The organism is Paralteromonas sediminis, from assembly GCF_003820355.1.
GTDB classification, from domain to species: Bacteria; Pseudomonadota; Gammaproteobacteria; order Enterobacterales; family Alteromonadaceae; genus Alteromonas_F; species Alteromonas_F sediminis.
The window spans coordinates 93,710-112,812 of sequence record NZ_RPOK01000004.1 but is presented as its reverse complement, the minus strand read 5'-3'; the positions used below and the strand labels follow the sequence as shown (position 1 = coordinate 112,812).

The 19,103-nt window shown below is 46.5% G+C and carries 19 protein-coding genes; 16 read left to right on the top strand and 3 right to left on the bottom strand.

Features of this window, described 5'->3' with window-relative positions:
• Both sufT and DRW07_RS12640 read left to right on the top strand, forming a co-directional pair.
• Positions 1-534, top strand: coding sequence for a putative Fe-S cluster assembly protein SufT (gene sufT, locus DRW07_RS12645; protein WP_124028297.1), 534 nt, complete (start codon positions 1-3; stop codon positions 532-534).
• Positions 535-556: 22 nt separating this feature from the next.
• On the top strand, positions 557-970 hold the full coding sequence (locus tag DRW07_RS12640) for a SufE family protein (RefSeq protein WP_124028296.1): 414 nt from the start codon (positions 557-559) through the stop codon (positions 968-970).
• Here DRW07_RS12640 and DRW07_RS18345 read toward each other — a convergent pair.
• Positions 967-1,143, bottom strand: a complete 177-nt coding sequence (locus DRW07_RS18345; protein WP_165870493.1) for a hypothetical protein — start codon at positions 1,141-1,143, stop codon at positions 967-969. The genes DRW07_RS12640 and DRW07_RS18345 overlap by 4 nt on opposite strands.
• 106 nt (positions 1,144-1,249) lie before the next feature.
• Between DRW07_RS18345 and DRW07_RS12635 the strand changes: the two genes are divergently transcribed.
• The 11 genes from DRW07_RS12635 (at position 1,250) to der (ending at position 12,251) form a co-directional block, all read left to right on the top strand.
• The gene (locus DRW07_RS12635; protein WP_165870492.1) at positions 1,250-2,269 is read left to right on the top strand and encodes a GlxA family transcriptional regulator; all 1,020 of its coding nucleotides are present in this window, start codon (positions 1,250-1,252) and stop codon (positions 2,267-2,269) included.
• Positions 2,270-2,288: 19 nt separating this feature from the next.
• Positions 2,289-2,690 (top strand): ACT domain-containing protein, encoded by a 402-nt coding sequence (locus DRW07_RS12630; RefSeq protein ID WP_124028294.1) that lies wholly within the window; start codon positions 2,289-2,291, stop codon positions 2,688-2,690.
• Positions 2,691-2,771: 81 nt separating this feature from the next.
• Positions 2,772-3,203: a nucleoside-diphosphate kinase gene (gene ndk, locus DRW07_RS12625; RefSeq protein WP_124028293.1), complete on the top strand. Its 432-nt coding sequence runs from the start codon at positions 2,772-2,774 to the stop codon at positions 3,201-3,203.
• Between the two features lie 80 nt (positions 3,204-3,283).
• Positions 3,284-4,402, top strand: a complete 1,119-nt coding sequence (gene rlmN / locus DRW07_RS12620; protein WP_124028292.1) for a dual-specificity RNA methyltransferase RlmN — start codon at positions 3,284-3,286, stop codon at positions 4,400-4,402.
• 30 nt (positions 4,403-4,432) lie between these two features.
• Complete coding sequence (gene pilW / locus DRW07_RS12615) at positions 4,433-5,458, top strand: type IV pilus biogenesis/stability protein PilW (protein ID WP_124028291.1); 1,026 nt, start codon at positions 4,433-4,435, stop codon at positions 5,456-5,458.
• A gap of 9 nt (positions 5,459-5,467) precedes the next feature.
• Positions 5,468-6,406 carry a RodZ domain-containing protein gene (locus DRW07_RS12610; protein ID WP_124028290.1) on the top strand — a complete coding sequence of 313 codons (939 nt, stop codon included), beginning with the start codon at positions 5,468-5,470 and terminating at the stop codon, positions 6,404-6,406.
• A 2-nt stretch (positions 6,407-6,408) separates the two neighbouring features.
• Positions 6,409-7,530, top strand: coding sequence for a flavodoxin-dependent (E)-4-hydroxy-3-methylbut-2-enyl-diphosphate synthase (gene ispG, locus DRW07_RS12605; RefSeq protein WP_124028289.1), 1,122 nt, complete (start codon positions 6,409-6,411; stop codon positions 7,528-7,530).
• A gap of 69 nt (positions 7,531-7,599) precedes the next feature.
• Positions 7,600-8,877, top strand: coding sequence for a histidine--tRNA ligase (gene hisS, locus DRW07_RS12600; RefSeq protein WP_124028288.1), 1,278 nt, complete (start codon positions 7,600-7,602; stop codon positions 8,875-8,877).
• A gap of 41 nt (positions 8,878-8,918) precedes the next feature.
• Positions 8,919-9,539 carry a YfgM family protein gene (locus tag DRW07_RS12595; RefSeq protein ID WP_124028287.1) on the top strand — a complete coding sequence of 207 codons (621 nt, stop codon included), beginning with the start codon at positions 8,919-8,921 and terminating at the stop codon, positions 9,537-9,539.
• 8 nt (positions 9,540-9,547) lie between these two features.
• The gene (bamB, locus tag DRW07_RS12590; RefSeq protein ID WP_377923164.1) at positions 9,548-10,780 is read left to right on the top strand and encodes an outer membrane protein assembly factor BamB; all 1,233 of its coding nucleotides are present in this window, start codon (positions 9,548-9,550) and stop codon (positions 10,778-10,780) included.
• A 16-nt stretch (positions 10,781-10,796) separates the two neighbouring features.
• Positions 10,797-12,251, top strand: coding sequence for a ribosome biogenesis GTPase Der (gene der / locus DRW07_RS12585; protein ID WP_124028285.1), 1,455 nt, complete (start codon positions 10,797-10,799; stop codon positions 12,249-12,251).
• Positions 12,252-12,253: 2 nt separating this feature from the next.
• On the opposite strand, the gene DRW07_RS12580 is transcribed toward der, so the two are convergent.
• Both DRW07_RS12580 and xseA read right to left on the bottom strand, forming a co-directional pair.
• A complete protein-coding gene (locus DRW07_RS12580; protein WP_124028284.1) occupies positions 12,254-13,312 on the bottom strand; it encodes a hypothetical protein in 1,059 nt (352 codons plus the stop codon).
• A gap of 67 nt (positions 13,313-13,379) precedes the next feature.
• The gene (gene xseA, locus DRW07_RS12575; RefSeq protein ID WP_124028283.1) at positions 13,380-14,735 is read right to left on the bottom strand and encodes an exodeoxyribonuclease VII large subunit; all 1,356 of its coding nucleotides are present in this window, start codon (positions 14,733-14,735) and stop codon (positions 13,380-13,382) included.
• 97 nt (positions 14,736-14,832) lie between these two features.
• Here xseA and guaB point away from each other — a divergent pair, with 97 nt between their 5' ends.
• The 3 genes from guaB (at position 14,833) to DRW07_RS12560 (ending at position 19,100) form a co-directional block, all read left to right on the top strand.
• Positions 14,833-16,302, top strand: coding sequence for an IMP dehydrogenase (guaB, locus tag DRW07_RS12570; protein ID WP_124028282.1), 1,470 nt, complete (start codon positions 14,833-14,835; stop codon positions 16,300-16,302).
• An 86-nt stretch (positions 16,303-16,388) separates the two neighbouring features.
• Positions 16,389-17,966, top strand: coding sequence for a glutamine-hydrolyzing GMP synthase (gene guaA / locus DRW07_RS12565; RefSeq protein WP_124028281.1), 1,578 nt, complete (start codon positions 16,389-16,391; stop codon positions 17,964-17,966).
• A gap of 234 nt (positions 17,967-18,200) precedes the next feature.
• Positions 18,201-19,100, top strand: coding sequence for a histone deacetylase family protein (locus DRW07_RS12560; protein WP_124028280.1), 900 nt, complete (start codon positions 18,201-18,203; stop codon positions 19,098-19,100).
• Positions 19,101-19,103: the final 3 nt, after the last annotated feature.

Here is a 19,103-nt window from a genome sequence, read left to right as displayed (position 1 = left end):
ATGCAGCAAAAAATGGTGGTGACTGAGCGAGAGTGCTTGGCACGAAGAGTTCCTTCTGGCGAAAAACAAATTATTCCCGCTGGTGAGTTTGTTACTATTACACAAGATCTCGGTGGTAATTACACGGTGACCTGGAAGGGTAATATGCTGCGTATTGATGGTACAGATGCTGATGCAATTGGTAGAAAACCACTGACATTGTCATTTCCGAAACCAGAAAGCAGTAACATCGATAAGCAACAGGTTTGGGACGCGTTAGAAACGATTTATGACCCTGAAATTCCCATAAACTTAGTGTCGTTAGGCTTAATTTATCAGGTGGAAATCGATAATCAAAACAAAGCCGTTACAATCAATATGACACTGACTGCGCCGGGCTGTGGTATGGGACCTGTTTTAGTGGGCGATGTGGAATATCGAGTTGGCTTGGTACCCAACGTTGGAAATGTTAACGTTGAATTGGTATTCGATCCTCCATGGTCACGTGAAATGATGAGCGAAGAAGCCCAGCTAGAAGCGGGTTTGTTTTTCTAAGCAGGTATACAGGTAATACGAAATGGCACTTCCAGGTAGCGATGAAATAATTGACGATTTGGCCTTTTTTGATGATTGGGAACAACGCTACCAATACATTATTGATCTGGGTAAACAATTACCTGGTTTGGCTGAAATAGACCGTACGCCTGACAGACTGGTTAAAGGCTGTCAAAGCAGTGTATGGTTAAAAGTCGACAAGTCAGACGGGCAACTTCATTTTGATGTAGACAGTGACGCCGTTATTGTTCAGGGGCTATTGGCGCTGGTTTTGGCCGCTTACCAGGATAAGTCTCCTGCCGAAATACTTGCTTTTAATATTGACGCTTACTTCGCTGAGTTAGACTTGGAAAGACACATTACGCCCACAAGAGGTAATGGCCTGAGAGCAATAGTCGGTAAAATTCGTGACACCGCTACCCAAGCGTTAAATTAGCATTCGCTGCACTCTGTTAAAGCCGCAAGTACTCCCATTAGCAGCATAACAACAGGCAAGGCAATAAAAGCGCTAAAGAGTGACTGGTCGTCGTTCCATTGCACAGTAATCAACATTACCCAGCCAAATAGTAACACCGCGCTGCTTATTAATCGCTTAGATACTTTATTCATTGGTATTCCTTCATTATAAGAGACACTCCAAAGTTTAAAGACTTGCAATTTCAATATAAGTGGCAATAATGACATTTAAGAGGTCAAAATTGACATGGCGGCCATTGTGAGTACAAAAATCATTAATATTCTAGCCAGCAATAGTGCTGTCGGTTCCAGTTTGATAGGGATTATCGATTTTGTGCAGTTTGCCAATACGTTTTGGCAGTACATGCATCCCAATTGTGATGAGACACTGCTTGCATATCGGGTTTACGCGAATGAAGGGGACCAGATTACACTATCGAATGGATTAACGATCCCTGCAAAGCCCTTGAGTGACTATGAGGATGCAGATGCTGTTTTTCTGGTTTCATCATTTGTTTATGATAAGGCAGCAATGGATACATTTCTAAAAGCCTGCCAGGCGTTTAAACCTATTCTGCAGCGTGCCTGTGATGCAAACCGTATTCTAGTTTCATACTGTACAGGCACCTTTGGACTGGCGTCCTGTGGCGTATTGGAGAATAAACGGGCAACAACTGTATGGTGGATGTCTAACTTATTTGTACAACAATTCCCAAACACAACCTTGACTCTGGATGAGTTAGTTATCGTTGACGGAAATGTAATTACGGGTGGCGCGACCACGTCGTATTTTAACGTTTGTCTTCGTTTGCTTGAGATGCTTTCAAATGAAGTTTTCGCTATTAGGCTATCAAAACTATTGTTAATGGACAGGCACCGCTTATCTCAGCAGGCATTTATTGAGAGTGGTTTCATCATTAACAAGCATGACGAGCTCGTTGAAGAGGTACAGAATTGGATGATGAATAACTTTGCGTCACCCATTAGTCTTGATGTTCTCTGCGATCAGTTCGCAGTAACCAAGCGCACGTTAATCAGGCGATTTAAAGCATCCTGCAATGAAACACCATTGAACTACTTGCAAAAGATCCGTGTTGAGAAAGCAAAGCATTATTTGGAAACAACCAATTTGCCAGTGGAAAGAATCGTTGAACGTGTCGGTTATGAAGACGCCGGTTCGTTTAGAAAGTTATTTACCGGTCATACACAGTTAACGCCCAAAGCATACAGAGAGCGATTTACCTATATGAATCGCGATGAAGTGGCATGTTGTGATTAGGTAAGCTGAAGGATTTGTTATGACAGGTGAAAAAGATCTATCAACACTGATTAACAATATGGAGCCATTGTTGTGCAGTAAGTATTACGTGTTCTGCTGTCTATCCGCGGCTGAGAGGAGTCTTGTGGAAAGCCTGTCTCCACTCGGAACTTTTACAGAGCGGGAAGGCCTCACAGTAATCGTTGAGGAGTCTACAGCACAACGCGCTGGTTTAGGATATGAAGGAGTGTTTCGTTGTATCACCCTTAACATTCATTCTAGTCTGGAGGCGGTTGGTTTGACCGCGGCTGTTGCCAATGCATTGGCAAAAGAGGGGATCAGTGCCAATGTGGTGGCTGCGTATTATCACGATCATGTATTTGTGCCTGATGAACACGCGCAAAGTGCATTAAAAACTTTACAGGCGCTGACTAATTTGTAGAAAAAACCTACTTGCGCTAGCCTTTGTCACTTTACTTCCTTATAATCGCGCGGTTTTGAGAATATAACGACGGAGAATCTAATGGCGCTTGAGCGTACTTTTTCAATTATCAAGCCCGACGCGGTAGCTAAAAACGTGATCGGTGCAATTTATAATCGCTTTGAATCTGCTGGTCTTCGTATTGTTGCATCTAAGATGGTGCACATGAGCAAAGAACAGGCAGAAGGTTTTTATGCTGAACACAAAGAGCGTCCTTTCTTCGGCGCTTTAGTCGATTTCATGACCTCTGGTCCGGTAATGGTTCAGGTACTAGAAGGTGAAAATGCCGTAGTTAAAAACCGTGAAATCATGGGGGCTACTAACCCTGCGGAAGCCGCTGCTGGAACACTACGTGCCGATTACGCGGTGTCTATTGACGAAAATGCTGTGCACGGCTCTGATGCCCCAGAATCTGCAGCGCGCGAAATCGCTTACTTCTTCTCTGACGAAGAAATTTGCCCTCGCACTCGCTAAGCGAAAGCGACAGCACATAGAAAGGGAGCTGCGGCTCCCTTTTTGCTATACTGAACCGACATTTTGCTGAGATGACGACTATGAGTAAAACCAATCTTTTAAACTTGAACCGCGCTGGACTGCGAGAATTTTTTGCTGAAATGGGTGAAAAGCCTTTCCGCGCTGATCAGGTAATGAAATGGATTTACCAGCGAGGCGTTAGCGATTTTAGTCAAATGACTGACCTGAATAAAGTGTTGAGAGAAAAGCTTAACGAACATTGTGAAATCGTCGCGCCTGAGATTGCTTATCATCAACAGGCGACGGACGGCACAATAAAATTTGCGTTAAAGCTGGCAGGTGGTCAGGAAGTAGAAACCGTTTGGATCCCAGAAGTTGATAGGGCAACGCTGTGTGTGTCTTCCCAAGTAGGCTGTGCACTTGAATGTACGTTTTGCTCAACTGCGCAGCAAGGGTTTAACCGTAACCTAACTGTAAGTGAAATCATTGGTCAGGTGTGGCGAGTGGCGACTACGTTAGGGTTGTCGTCTGATAGCGCAAAAAGACCCGTCACTAATGTGGTTATGATGGGAATGGGCGAGCCACTTCTTAACTTAAAGAACGTGGTACCCGCTATGGACATCATGATGGACGACTTTGGTTTTGGATTATCAAAGCGCAGAGTGACGCTGAGTACCTCAGGCGTCGTTCCTGCTTTAGATCTTCTTGGCGATCAAATTGATGTTGCCTTAGCTATCTCGTTGCATGCTCCCGACGACACATTACGCAATGAAATCGTGCCCATCAATAAAAAGTACCCCATTAGCGAGTTTTTGGCGGGTGTACGTCGGTACTTAGATAAATCGAAAGCTAATCAAGGAAGGGTAACGGTTGAATATGTGATGCTGAGTCATATAAACGATAGTACGGACCAGGCTCATGAACTGGCCAAAGTATTAAAAGATACACCCAGCAAAATTAATTTGATTCCGTTTAATCCATACCCTGGCTCTCCCTATACGTGTTCGAGTAACTCCCGTATTGACAGGTTTGCTAAGGTGCTTATGGGCTATGGATTTACTGTGGTTGTGAGAAAAACACGCGGAGACGATATTGACGCCGCTTGCGGTCAATTAGTGGGCGATGTCGTAGACAGAACGAAAAGAATGTTAAAAAAACAGATGAAGGGCGAGCCAATATCGGTAAAAATGGCACAATAGCTGGTTTAGCCATAGGTGATATAGGACGTCATGCGTTATTTACTTGTTTTAGCGGTTTTTTTGTTATCGGGCTGTGTTAGTCAGACTACCGGTGGGTTCTCAGAAGAGATGGACTACGAAGAGGCGGCGCGAACGCGGATTTCTTTGGGGTTGACATACTTACGCAACGGCAACTTTACTCAGGCCAAACAAAATCTCGACAAAGCGTTAGACTTTGCCCCTCGTCTAGCTGATAGTCACTATAGCCTGGCTTACTATTTTCAAGTAGTGGGCGAAAATGAAAGGGCAGACGAGTTTTTTAATAACGCACTTAAGATTGAACCTCGTAATCCGGAACTGGCCAACAGTTATGGCGCTTTTTTGTGTCAGCAGAATAACTACCAAAAAGCAAAAGAATATTTTAACCGTGCCGTTGCCAGTGTAAGGTACGCGAACAGTGCCGAAACCTATGAAAATATGGCTATATGTGCTGAACAGGAAGGCTATACTGAAGAGGCGATAGCGTATTTGCGCAGCGCATTAAATCATCAGCCTGGTCGGATGAAAACACTTACGTTTCTGACCGAATTGTATATGAAAAATGGAAATTTCAAAGAGGCAGGTGAAGTACTCGACCGGATGGAGCGGCTGGGAAGAGTGGATGATACCTTACTGTGGCTACGCATGGATCTGGCAAGGCAACAAGGCGATACTGAAACCATGACCAATTACGGCGACATGCTGGCGTCTGTGTATCCAAATAGCCCGTTAACGAAAGACTATAAAGATGCAAAAGCAAAGATAAGGCCTGTCGTAGTTACACGAACAAAAAAAGTTGAGCCTCAAATCAGTACTGAACCACTAGAGCGTAAGCCAGAGTCATCGACCCTCGCAGAGACTGAAACGCAGACGCGTCCTGACTACCACATCGTTGATGAAGGCGAGAATCTTTTTCGTATATCAGTAATGTACAATATCACCATGCAGCGATTGATCGAATGGAATGAACTTAGTGATGCGGGAGCAATCAGAACGGGCATGAAACTGTGGTTGGTCCCTTCAGAGGAAAGACCATAAAGGAATACAATGACAGAAGTAGCAGAAGACAATATCGCACAAGAAAGTCCTGTTAGCCCGGGCAAGGTACTCAAAGACGCAAGGCTGAAGGCTGGGTTGTCTTGCCAGGATGTTGCAGACAAGCTTTTTTTGAAAGTCTCAGTTGTAGAAGAACTTGAGGCAGACAGGATAGACAGTGCTAAGTCGATCACCTTTTCAAAAGGCTACGTAAAAAACTATGCGAAGATGCTGGGACTTGACGTTGAATACGTCATAGGCGTGTTTGAGGCCTATCATAATAAACCAGATGAAACGGCTAAGCTTCAGAGCTTTTCAAAACGTGTGGCCAAACAAGCACAAGACGACCGATGGATGATGGTGACTTATGCACTGTTGGTACTGTTAATCGGCGCAGTTGTTCTGTGGTGGTACCAGCAACCAAAGACCACGGTAGGCAATACTATTGCTGAAACTGGTACAGAATCAAATTCTATTAACAACCCGTTATCAGAGGAATCGCCATCTACGGCTCAGCCCAATGTATCGGAAGAAGATGATAGCCTCACTTCAGAAGTTGAAGTGCCCGTCGTGGTTGAGGACGAGACAATGCCGTCAAGTAATCAGTCATTAATAGAAGACCCAATTGAAACAGGCACAGGTATTGATGCCCAGTCCAGCATCCAGGAAAGCAGTGAGCAAGCCCTTGAAATACCGCCAGCAGACCAGGCGTCCTTGGTATTTGTTTTTGCAGAGGATTGCTGGGTAAATGTTACTGATGCAACAGGCGAGGCCATAGCCTACGGCGTTAAAGCGGCGGGTCGGGAAATGCGATTACAGGGTCAACCGCCGTTTCAAATTACATTGGGTGCGCCACAAGTTGTGCAAATAACCTATAACGGTGAGCCGGTAGACATGTCAGAGTTTACCGGTAGAGAAATTGGCAGATTAACCTTGCCACGACAGGAATAGCTATGTTTTCAGAAACGCCCATTAATCGACGTGCATCAAAGCGCATTTACGTTGGTAATGTGCCCATAGGTGACAATGCACCTATTGCCGTGCAATCCATGACGAATACACCCACCACTGACGTGGACGCAACAGTGGCGCAAATCAAGCGCATTCAGGCTGTAGGCGGAGAAATTGTGCGTGTTTCAGTACCTACTATGGATGCAGCAGAAGCGTTCAAGCATATCAAGCAACAGGTGACGGTTCCCCTTGTCGCTGATATTCATTTTGACTACCGCATTGCTCTCAAAGTCGCTGAATATGGCGTGGATTGCCTGCGAATCAATCCGGGCAATATCGGCAACATGGAACGGGTAAAGTCTGTCGTAGATTGCGCGAAAGATAAGAATATTCCTATTCGCATCGGCGTAAATGGTGGTTCACTGGAGCGCGATTTACAAGAGAAGTATGGTGAACCAACACCTGAGGCCCTTGTGGAATCTGCGATGCGACACGTGGATATCCTCGACAAACTCAACTTCGACCAATTTAAAGTCAGTGTAAAAGCGTCAGATGTATTTTTGGCAGTTGGTGCATATCGCTTGTTGGCCAAGCAAATTGATCAGCCATTGCACCTTGGTATCACCGAAGCAGGAGGTATCAGAGCGGGTGCCGTCAAAAGTGCCGTTGGTTTAGGTATGCTACTTGCTGAAGGAATTGGTGACACCATTCGTATCTCACTGGCGGCTGACCCGGTAGAAGAGATCAAAGTAGGCTTTGATATTTTAAAGTCGCTTCGTATTCGTTCAAGAGGGATCAATTTCATTGCTTGTCCAAGCTGTTCAAGACAGGAATTTGATGTCATCGGCACCGTTAATGCGCTAGAGCAGCGTTTGGAAGATATCCTTACTCCCATGGACGTGTCTATTATAGGTTGTGTCGTCAATGGGCCGGGAGAAGCTGAAGTTTCAGATCTTGGGCTAACAGGGGCGCGAAACATGAGCGGTTTTTATTTAGACGGAAAACGACAGAAAGAGCGCCTTGCCAATGATGAGCTGGTGGATCAGCTAGAGGCGCGGATCAGAGCTAAGGCCGCGCAACTCGATGAATCCAAGCGGATACCCGTAGCGCACAAAGACGCCTGATATCAGCGCTAGTCTTTTGTAAGAGTCATCTTTATAATGTCGCCCTTTTGCACAGAGTAGAATAGATACGTGGCCAAGACAATTCAAGCAATTCGTGGAATGAATGACCAACTGCCATCACAAACCCGTTTATGGCAGCAGGTGGAAACTATTCTAAGAAAGGTTGTTAGTCAGTATGGCTATCAGGAAATCCGCACACCTATCGTAGAAAGCACCGATTTGTTTAAGCGGTCTATTGGCGAAGTTACCGATATCGTTGAAAAAGAAATGTATACTTTTGAAGATAGAAATGGTGACAGCCTAACCCTAAGGCCCGAAGGTACGGCGAGTACAGTGCGAGCCGGTAATGAACACGGGTTACTCTATAATCAGCAGCAACGATTATGGTACATGGGCCCCATGTTTCGTCACGAGCGGCCGCAAAAAGGCCGCTATCGTCAGTTTCATCAGTTCGGTGTGGAAACCTACGGCTTGCATGGCCCTGATATTGATGTAGAAGTGATCATGTTAAGTGCCCGTCTTTGGAAGGAGATGGGGATAACCGACCATGTCAAGCTCGAACTAAATACGCTTGGCGAGCCCGCCGCGCGAGAAAAATTCAAGCATGCTCTGGTTGAGTATCTTGAAGCCAGAAAGGAACAGTTGGACGAAGATAGCCTGCGTAGGCTCACTACCAACCCACTACGCATTCTTGATAGCAAAAATCCACAGGTTCAAGCAGCGTTAGACGGTGCACCCACACTGAATGATTTTCTTGATGACACTGATCAACTGCATTTTTCGCAATTGTGTGAACGTTTGACCTCCTTGGGTATCGAATACCAAATTAATCCCCGTTTGGTACGTGGTTTAGATTATTACAACAAAACGGTTTTTGAATGGGTTACCGATAGCCTAGGCGCACAAGGAACGGTTTGTGCTGGTGGGCGATATGATGGGCTTGTAGAACAGTTAGGTGGGAAAGCGTCACCTGCAGTAGGTTTCGCCATGGGCATAGAACGTCTGGTCTTGCTATTGGAGTCCCTCCAGAAGCTCGATACAAATGACGCAATAGCAGACGTTTACGTAGCTGCGCTTGGTGACAATGCAACTGGTTATGCGATGCAGATTGCAGAGCAGCTTCGTGACAATATGGCAGATGTTAGAGTATTACTTCACTGCGGTGGCGGTAATGCCAAGAAACAATTAAAACGTGCTAACAGCGCAGGCGTAAAAGTCTGCGTAATTGTGGGAGAGGCGGAGTTGACGTCCAAGACAGCGGTTGTCAAACCCATGCTTGGGCAACATGAGCAGCAAACGCTCTCTACGGAAACGTTAGCAAAAGAATTAAAACAATATTTAGATTAAGCTGCACTTAAAAAGCGGTGTAGCAAAAAAGAGGTATATAAATGGAGCAGTTTGAGACCGAAGAACAACAAGTTGAAGCCATCAAACGGTTTTGGAAAGAAAACGGTATAGCAATTGTAGCAGGTGCAGTACTCGGTTTAGGTGGTTTGTGGGGTTGGAGATATTACACAGATTCACAGCTTGCTGCAAAAGAGGTGGCCTCTACTGCTTATCAGCAGGGTATACAGGATATCGCTGAGTCGCAGTCGCCAGAAGCACTGGAGTCATTTGCTGCTAATACAGAACAGCGCGGATATCAATCACTGTCTGGTTTAATCATTGCACAGCAAGCTGTCGAAGCTGGCGACCTTGAAAAAGCGGCAGATGCACTGCAAAACGTACTGGTACAACAAGGTGATGCCCCCTTAGCTCAAGTTGCTGCGCTTCGTCTGGCCAGCATTCAGATTGAGCAGGGACAATTCGATGTGGCGTTGTCTACATTGGATAAAGTCACCGATGAAGCGTTCAAAGCAGAGGCGCTTATCCTCAAAGGTGATGCCTACTCCAAGCTAGAGCGTTTTGATAATGCCAGACAATCCTATGTTGCGGCACTGGACGTTGCACCAGAAAACAGACTGATCCAATTGAAGCTGGATAATCTGGCCTTGTTGGCAGGGGCATAATGGTGACCTTGAATAAAAAACAACTAATATCCGCGGTGCTATTGGCAACAAGCTTGTCAGGTTGCAGCACTATCAGCGATTGGTTTGCAGAAGAAGAAGAGCTTGAAATTCGACGTCTAAAGCCAATACAAGCGCAATTCCAGGTTGATGAAGTGTGGTCGCGTGATGTGGGTAATGGGGTAGAAAGCTACTTCTCTAGGTTGCAACCTGTTGCTGTAGGCAATGTGGTTTATGTCGCCGATCGTCAGGGCAAGCTGTACGCGCTTGATGCTGCCTCCGGCAACGTTGAGTGGGAACAGGATTTTGCTACCTATTCAGACGAGGGTTTTTTCTCTGGCGTATCAAAACTGTGGTCGGATGGTGAAACAGCGCGTCTATCGAGTCTTTCACATGGTAATGGCACCTTATATTTGGGGTCTGAAAACGGCGTGCTTATGGCACTTAATCCTGAAAATGGTGAAGTAAAATGGCAAACCACTGTGCCCGGAGAGATATTGGCGCCAGCGGCCGTTGAAGGCGACGTTGTGGTTGTGAATACCGGTAGCGGTGTCATGTTTGGTATCAACGCTAACACCGGTGAAGAATTGTGGCGTTCTGAAAGCGATGTGCCTCCACTGAGTTTACGCGGTATATCTACCCCCGTTGCAGTAAGTGGTGGCGTTATGGTAGGAACCCCAACAGGTCATCTTAAAGTCAATGTCATCAGCTCCGGGTTGACTGCTTGGGAAACGGCAATTGCCACGCCGACCGGTGCAACAGAGCTAGAACGGATCGTTGATATCGATTCAACGCCCTTGTTGTTTGCTAACACTGTTTATACCGTTGCTTATAACGGTACCTTGGCTGCCGTTGAACTGCGCAGTGGCAGGGTGTTATGGAAACGCGAGTACGGCTCCTTTCGAAACGTAACCCTATCGGGTAACACGCTGTTTGTGGTCGATACCAATTCTAATATTTATGCATTAGACCGCCGTAATGGCGTCGAAATATGGGCGCAAGGGCAAATTAAAGGCAGACGCTTAACCAGTGCGGTTCCGTTTGGCGATCATGTCGTAGTCGGCGACAACTGGGGCTATCTTCACTGGATAAACAAACAAGATGGTAGCATCGAAGCGCGTTACAACTTGGGTGGCGATGATGAAGATGAGTCCGTTTTTGCTGATCCTCTCGTTGTTAATGGCACACTGTTGGCAATGACCCGAGAAGGTGAATTAGCTGCACTTTCACCAGTAAACCAATAGGGCGGAAAGAAAAGTCATGTTACCTGTAGTTGCGTTGGTTGGACGTCCTAATGTGGGCAAGTCAACTTTGTTTAACCGATTAACTCATACCCGCGATGCATTGGTAGCTGACTTCCCTGGTTTGACCCGAGACCGGAAGTACGGTCAGGCCAAATACGATGGTGTACAATTTATCGTCGTTGATACCGGAGGGATTACTGGTGACGAAGCTGGTATTGATGCTTCTATGGCGGAGCAATCACTCAAAGCTGTAGACGAAGCTGACGTTGTATTGTTCTTGGTTGATGCCCGGGCGGGTGTGTTGCCTGCTGACATAGGTATTGCCGACCATCTACGCAGAATAGACAAGCGCGTATATCTGGTTGCTAACAAGGTCGACGGCATTGATGGTGACAGCGAATCCGCAGAATTCTACTCTCTTGGGCTGGGCGACGTGCATCAAATTGCAGCCGCCCATGGTCGCGGCGTTAGCCAGTTGCTGGGCACTTCGCTTAATCCACTCAAGGCAGAGTTTCCTGACATGACCGTTGTCGACGGCGCTCCTGAAGCCGACATGAACGAGCAGGATGCAGAGGCGCAACGGGAAAAATTACAAAACTTACCCATTAAACTGGCGATCGTCGGTAAGCCTAATGTGGGCAAATCTACGCTGACCAATCGTATTTTGGGAGAAGATCGTGTTGTTGTATACGATATGCCGGGTACGACCAGAGACAGTATCTATATTCCACTTACACGTGATGACAGGGAGTATGTCATTATCGATACCGCTGGCGTACGCAAACGCAAAAAGGTGTCTGACGCGGTAGAGAAGTTTTCTATCGTTAAAACCCTCCAGGCCATTGAAGAGTCAAATGTCGTGTTGTTAGTTGTAGATGCACGAGAAGGGATATCTGACCAAGATTTGAGTTTATTGGGCTTTGTTCTTAACAGCGGGCGGTCTTTGGTCATTGCGGTAAATAAATGGGATGGGCTGAATACCGAGGTAAAAGACGATATAAAACAAGAGCTTGATAGGCGCTTAGGCTTTATTGATTTTGCCAGGTTACATTTTATTTCTGCATTACACGGCAGTGGTGTGGGTAACTTATTTGAGTCTGTCCAAGAGGCGTATGCAAGCGCGACTAAGCGGGTTAATACCGCTCTGTTAACTCAAATTATGGAGATGGCGCAGGAAGACCATCAACCGCCATTGGTGCGAGGGCGCCGTGTTAAGATGAAATATGCCCATGCAGGCGGCTATAACCCCCCGGTTATCGTGATCCACGGAAACCAAGTTGATGCGCTTCCCTCTGCGTATAAACGCTATATGATGAACTATTTCCGCAAAGCCCTGAACGTGATGGGCACCCCCATAAAAATAGAGTTTAGGGAAGGCCACAACCCCTTTGAAGGCAAAAAGAATCAATTAACACTTGCGCAGCAACGCAAGCGCAAACGGCTAATGACATTTCACAAAAAGAAGTCGTAACGTTAGAACAGGCTTCTCAATTCTTTCATCAACTCTGATTCGCCCGGCACGCGCATTTCGGCAAGTGCCTGCTCAACTATGGGCATGGCCACTTGGTGGGGGAAAGTGCTGGTAAACTTTACCAGTTTGTCCTCTTGCCTGAAAACATAGGTCGCTGCGTAAAGAGGTTCACCAAACTCATCGACGGCATGCACTGCGAAATAGGCTCCCGTCCCGTTTGAAGCCGCTATTTGACTCACTGGAGCGTCGACCACCAAGGTGTATTGCCGTTCAGTGGCGATGTTTTGTGCGCGAAAAAACTCCTCATTGAGTGCCTGCTCGAACGTGCCGAAGTCGACATGTTGGAGTTGCTTCATGATGGGCGACACGCTGACATCGAACAGGGCCTCTGAAAAGATTGGATGGCGATATCGCGCAATGGCGCCAAGGAAGGGGTCAGGGTAAAGTTGCATGTCTTCCAAGTAAAATTCACCCAGTTGCTTCGGCAGATGCAGGTTGTCTCGATAATTACTTGCCTTAAGTGCTGAATAAAGAAACTCCCGGGTGAAAATACCCACATTGGCAGCGTGAGCGAGCCATCTGGACACAAGGGAATCAGCCAATTTCTGATAGTCTGTTTGCTTTGTAACGGCACTCGATATGGCATAGGTATCTAGTGCAAAGCCCCGCCATTGCACAGTAATTTCACTATGCACGCTTGACATTAAGTCACTGGTGTCAGAAAACCAGCGGTAAAAAATTCCCGAGTCAGCAAGCTCTGAGGGCATTTGTCTCTTATGTGAGGCGATGAGAATTTCATAGTCTGAAGTTGTGTCTGTGTCTTCGAGTGACGCTGGGTGCATTGCCTGTTTCAGTGCGTTGTGCCAAGTGACCTGGTCGATGGGGTCATCAATACAGGTGACGTGCTCAGCAGCACATTTATTGATAGCTTCTTCACTCATGTAAGCCGGGTAATAGCTAAATTGCGTAATACCCGCTAATGCCAATACTAAACCCTTGTCAGAAGATACCTTGTCTGCTTGTTCAGTATGCGTCGTTTGAACGGCGCATCCAGCAATCATTATTGTACATACAACAAAAGCTGTGACCGATACTAGGCGGCTCAATGCGTTGACACTATTAATACTATTATCCTCGTGCTATGACTTTTTCAGGCAAGCTGATGATTTCACCATCTTCAAGCTTGGTCACTAATGGCCGGCTGCTATCGACGTCAGCGACAGATGCAACGGCCTTGTCGTTTTGCATGGTAATGCTATATCCGCGAGCCAATGTTGCCAGTGGACTGATCGCTTGTAAATGGGCAGCAGCTTTTTGCAGTCTTTGGGTTTTATCATTGAGTATAGAATTCCATGCTCTATGCTGACTTTTATTAAGACGTGCAATGTGTTGCTGTAAGTGTTTAATCTGTGCTTGAAGTTTTATCCTGCTAAACTGGTGCAAAAGGTGTTTGGTTTTTGCACTGCTGCGATTAAGCTGCGTAAGCGCAGCATTTTGTAATCTTATCGATAACATATCCAAGCGTTGAGCATGTTGCTGTAGTTGCTTTGTTGGGTGCAGTAAGACCAATTGTGCATAAGCGTGTTTTTGACGTTGCTTAGCGTGATTGAAATACAGCGCCATCTGCTTTCTGAGTCTGTCTGACTGTATCGCCACCTGATTGCGCTTAACAGAGAGATCCTGGCTGAGCAGCTCAGCGGCGGCCGACGGCGTAGGGGCACGCAGATCGGCGACGAAGTCGCTGATAGTAACATCTACCTCATGGCCAACTGCACTCACGATAACCAGCTCTGACTGAACAATATCACGGGCCAGTCTTTCATCATTAAAGCACCATAAGTCTTCAATAGACCCACCTCCGCGAGTAATTAACAACGCATCAACTTCTTTTCTTTGATTCGCTGTGGAGAGCGCGGCGCGGATATTTTCCGCCGCCATTTCACCCTGCACCAATGAGGGGTAAACAATCACTTCGGTACTCGGACTACGCCGTCTTAAAACCGTTAATACGTCGTGCAGTGCCGCACCTGATGGGGAAGTAATAACACCGAGCCGCTTGATGATAGCGGGCAATGGGCGCTTTCGGTCTGTACTAAACAGACCTTCGTTATTGAGTTTAATCTTAAGTTGCTCAAAGGCGAGTTTCAGCTGACCCGCTCCCTCTGCCTCGAGATGCTCAACGATAAGTTGATAGTCTCCTCTGGGTTCATACAAGCCGACACTTGCCCTAACCAGCACCTTGTCACCCTCTTTGGGGAGGGGCTTTATGTAACGATTAGCTTGCTTAAACATGGCGGCTCGTACCTGAGCGCGTTCATCTTTCAACGTAAAGTACCAGTGACCAGAAGACGCCCTAACAAAGTTAGAAATTTCAGCACTTAACCATACAAGGCCAATTTCAGATTGCAGGATTGTTCTGGCTAACCGATTGAGTTTGGTCGGTGTCATTATTTGTCGCGGGTCAGCAGGAGCAGAAAAAGCCATAAAAATATTCACAAAGGGCAAAGAATACAGTTTACCTTAAAGTGAAAAAACACTACAATTGCGCCGCAATTAACCCCCACTCACCAGGTGTTGTTGCATGCTTAGAATCGTTCAAGAAGCCCTTACGTTTGATGACGTATTACTTGTTCCAGACCATTCCACGGTCTTGCCCCATACTGCAAAACTGAATACGCGTCTTACCCGTGACGTAACTCTGAATATCCCAATGGTGTCTGCTGCGATGGACACGGTTAGTGAAGCGCGTCTAGCTATTGCACTGGCGCAGGAAGGCGGTATTGGGTTTATTCACAAAAACATGTCCGCAGAGTCTCAAGCTGACCATGTTCGTCAGGTGAAAAAATACGAGAGCGGTGTTGTCTCTGATCCCGTTACTGTCAGACAAGATGCAAGTATCGGCGAGGTGATTACACTGAGTCAAAAGCTAGGTTATTCAGGTTTTCCTGTTACTGATGAAGACAACAACCTTATTGGTATTGTAACTGGCCGAGATCTGCGTTTTGAAAACAGGTTTGATGCACCCATCAGTAAAGTGATGACACCGAAAGAGCGTTTGATTACGGTAAAGGAAGGTGCTGACTCCAGCCTGGTACTCGATTTAATGCATGAGCATCGCATCGAAAAAATACTGGTTGTGGATGATGCCTTTAAATTAGCTGGACTTATCACAGTTAAAGACCACCAAAAAGCAGAAAACAAACCTAATGCGTGCAAAGACAAGCTAGGTCGTCTACGAGTCGGTGCTGCAGTAAGTGTTGGCGCAGGTACCGATGAACGCATCGCGCTATTGGTTGAAGCCGGGGTAGATGTATTACTTATCGACACCAGTCATGGCCATTCTCAAGGTGTCATTGACAGAGTTAAATCTGTAAGAAAGGCGTACCCAGATCTGCAACTGATTGCTGGAAATGTTGCAACAGGCGCAGGTGCAAAAGCACTCGCTGACGCGGGTGTAGATGCCGTTAAGGTGGGGATTGGCCCGGGATCAATTTGTACAACGCGTATTGTTACAGGTTGCGGTGTTCCACAAGTGACGGCTGTTGCAGATGCGGTAGAAGCACTTGAAGGTACGGGTATCCCTGTGATTGCAGACGGTGGCATTCGTTTTTCAGGTGATATCGCTAAGGCATTGGTTGCTGGCGCAAGTTGTGTGATGGTGGGAAGCATGCTGGCCGGTACCGAGGAAGCACCTGGCGAAGTGGAGCTCTATCAGGGGCGATATTATAAGTCATATCGGGGAATGGGATCGCTGGGCGCGATGAACCAAAGTCATGGTTCATCAGACAGGTATTTTCAAGATTCCGACAATGCAGAGAAGCTGGTACCTGAAGGCATTGAAGGACGTGTGGCGTACAAAGGCCCGATAGCCAATATTATTCATCAACAGATGGGTGGGTTGCGTTCAGCAATGGGGCTAACAGGTTGCGCCACGATAGAAGAGTTAAACACAAAAGCTAAATTTGTAAGAGTGACTGCTGCTGGCATGGGCGAGTCTCATGTACATGACGTTAGCATTACCAAAGAAGCACCCAATTATAGATTAGGTTAATAGACCTGAAGTCAGGACCAATAAAGAAAGGGAGCATGCTCCCTCTTTTTGCTGGGTTTCACCCTGTTGTCCATTAGAGGATTAAAATGAGCTCAAATATTCATGCACAACGCATTCTTATCTTAGACTTTGGGTCTCAGTATACCCAGCTAATTGCCCGTCGTATAAGGGAAATTGGTGTGTACTGCGAGCTATGGGCCTGGGACGTTTCAGAAGCGCAAATAAAAGCGTTTGCGCCCAATGGCATTATTTTGTCTGGTGGTCCAGAATCTGTGACTGAAGCAGGCTCGCCGCGAGCACCCGAATATGTGTTTAGTGCGGGTGTTCCTGTATTAGGAATATGCTATGGCATGCAAACCATGGCGCAGCAACTTGGTGGCACAGTTCAGGGTTCTGATAAGCGTGAATTTGGATATGCGCAGGTTGAAGTCTTGGAACCGTCTGCGTTACTTCACAATATTGAAGACCACATCGGCGATAATGGAAAGCCTCTGCTCGATGTGTGGATGAGCCACGGCGACAAAGTGTCTGCTTTGCCGGAAGGGTTCATGACGGTTGCGCAAACAGCTTCATGTCCCTATGCAGGTATGGCAGACGAAACGCGCCAGTTCTATGGCGTTCAGTTTCACCCAGAAGTGACTCATACCCGTCAGGGGCAGCGTTTGTTGTCTCACTTTGTAATGGATATTTGTGGTTGTGAAAAGCTGTGGACACCTGGCGCTATCATCGAAGATGCTGTGGAACGCATTAAAGAGCAGGTGGGTGAAGATGAAGTGATACTAGGACTCTCAGGTGGTGTAGACTCTTCAGTGACCGCCATGCTTTTGCACCGAGCCATTGGCGATAAGCTCACCTGCGTATTTGTGGACAATGGCTTGCTCCGACTCCATGAGGGGCAACAAGTCATGGACATGTTTGGCGACCACTTTGGTTTGAATATTATCAAGGTTGATGCTGAAGACAGATTCCTTTCAGCGCTTGCCGGTACTGACGAACCCGAAGCAAAACGCAAAATAATCGGTCGTGAGTTTGTTCAGGTGTTTGATGAGGAGTCATCAAAGCTGGTCAATGCAAAATGGCTGGCACAGGGCACAATTTATCCTGATGTGATTGAGTCGGCAGGTTCTGCAACAGGAAAGGCTCACGTCATTAAATCTCACCATAACGTAGGCGGTTTGCCAGAAGATATGAAGCTTGGTCTGGTTGAGCCATTGCGTGAGCTATTTAAAGATGAAGTTCGCAAGATTGGCCTTGAGTTAGGACTCCCCTACGATATGTTGTATCGCCACCCGTTCCCTGGTCCAGGTTTAGGTGTGCGCGTACTGGGTGAGGTGAAAAAAGAGTACTGCGATTTGTTACGCCGTGCTGATGCTATTTTTATGGAAGAGCTACATAAAGCAGATTTGTATCACAAAGTCAGTCAGGCTTTTACCGTGTTTCTGCCTGTGCGTTCGGTCGGTGTAATGGGGGATGCGCGCAAATACGACTGGGTTGTTTCACTTCGTGCTGTAGAGACGATCGACTTTATGACCGCACATTGGGCCCATTTACCGTATGACTTTTTGGGCACAGTCTCAAATCGTATAATCAATGAGATCGATGGGATATCTCGTGTAGTGTACGATGTGTCCGGGAAGCCGCCTGCTACTATTGAGTGGGAGTGAAAATGCTCTTTTAACTTATTGAATTGGCTGGTTATTTTAATCAGCCTTTTTTACATATATGCAAGGCCTTGCATATATATAAGGCTATTACAGCAATTTGAAATAGCCTGAGCCCGTGATATAGAGGACACTAATATTGCTGTTCTTACGGTGTGGGTAGTTTGTTTCTAATGGGGCTTTGTTGCCTATCCCACCGCTATTGATCTTATCATTGTGTAAGCTGCTATAAATGGAATGCAAAATTTAGTTTTCCATCCCATTTACAGCCAGCTTGATTTGCCCCCTAGGCACCGGTTTCCTATTGAGAAGTATCAGGGGATCTTTGATGCGCTTGTTGCCAGAGGGGTGAGTAAGTCATCATTTGTAACACCCGATGCCATATCTATATCTGACCTGGTGCAGGTTTATGACAAGTCTTACGTGACCGATTTAGTTCAAGGCACGTTGGACCCTAAAGCCATGAGGCGAATAGGGTTTCCTTGGTCGGAGCAATTAATTAAGCGCTCTCTTACGGCGGTGGGCGGTACTGTAAAAACCGCTGAACTTGCGATAGAAAAAGGCATCGCGTTGAATTTGACGGGCGGTTACCATCACGCATTTGCTAACTTTGGCTCCGGTTTTTGTCTGTTTAATGACCTGTATTTGGCGGCGCTGAAAATGTTGTCCTATTCCGGCATTGATAGGGTTTTGATCATTGACCTAGATGTTCATCAGGGCGACGGGACAGCCAAGTTAGCCTCTAGCAATGACGCCGTCTATACATTGTCTTTGCATGGAGAAAAGAACTTTCCCTATCGAAAGCAAATGTCCAATATGGATTTTCCATTACCCAACAAAATAGATGATGATGGATATCTGGCTGTTTTGGATGAAGCGCTTACGTTGGCAATGCGTTCGGCAACCCCTGATGCAGTGATCTACGATGCTGGTGTTGACGTTCACATGAATGATGATTTGGGGCTGTTAAATTTGACAACTAAAGGGGTATTTGAGCGCGACAGTATGGTGTTGTCGTTATGTAAGCAATTGGGCTTACCGGTTGCCTGTGTGATTGGAGGGGGTTATCAAAGAGATATCGATGCGCTGGTCGAAGTACACTTGCAGCTCTACAAAGCAGCTGGCGTGATAAGCTGAAAT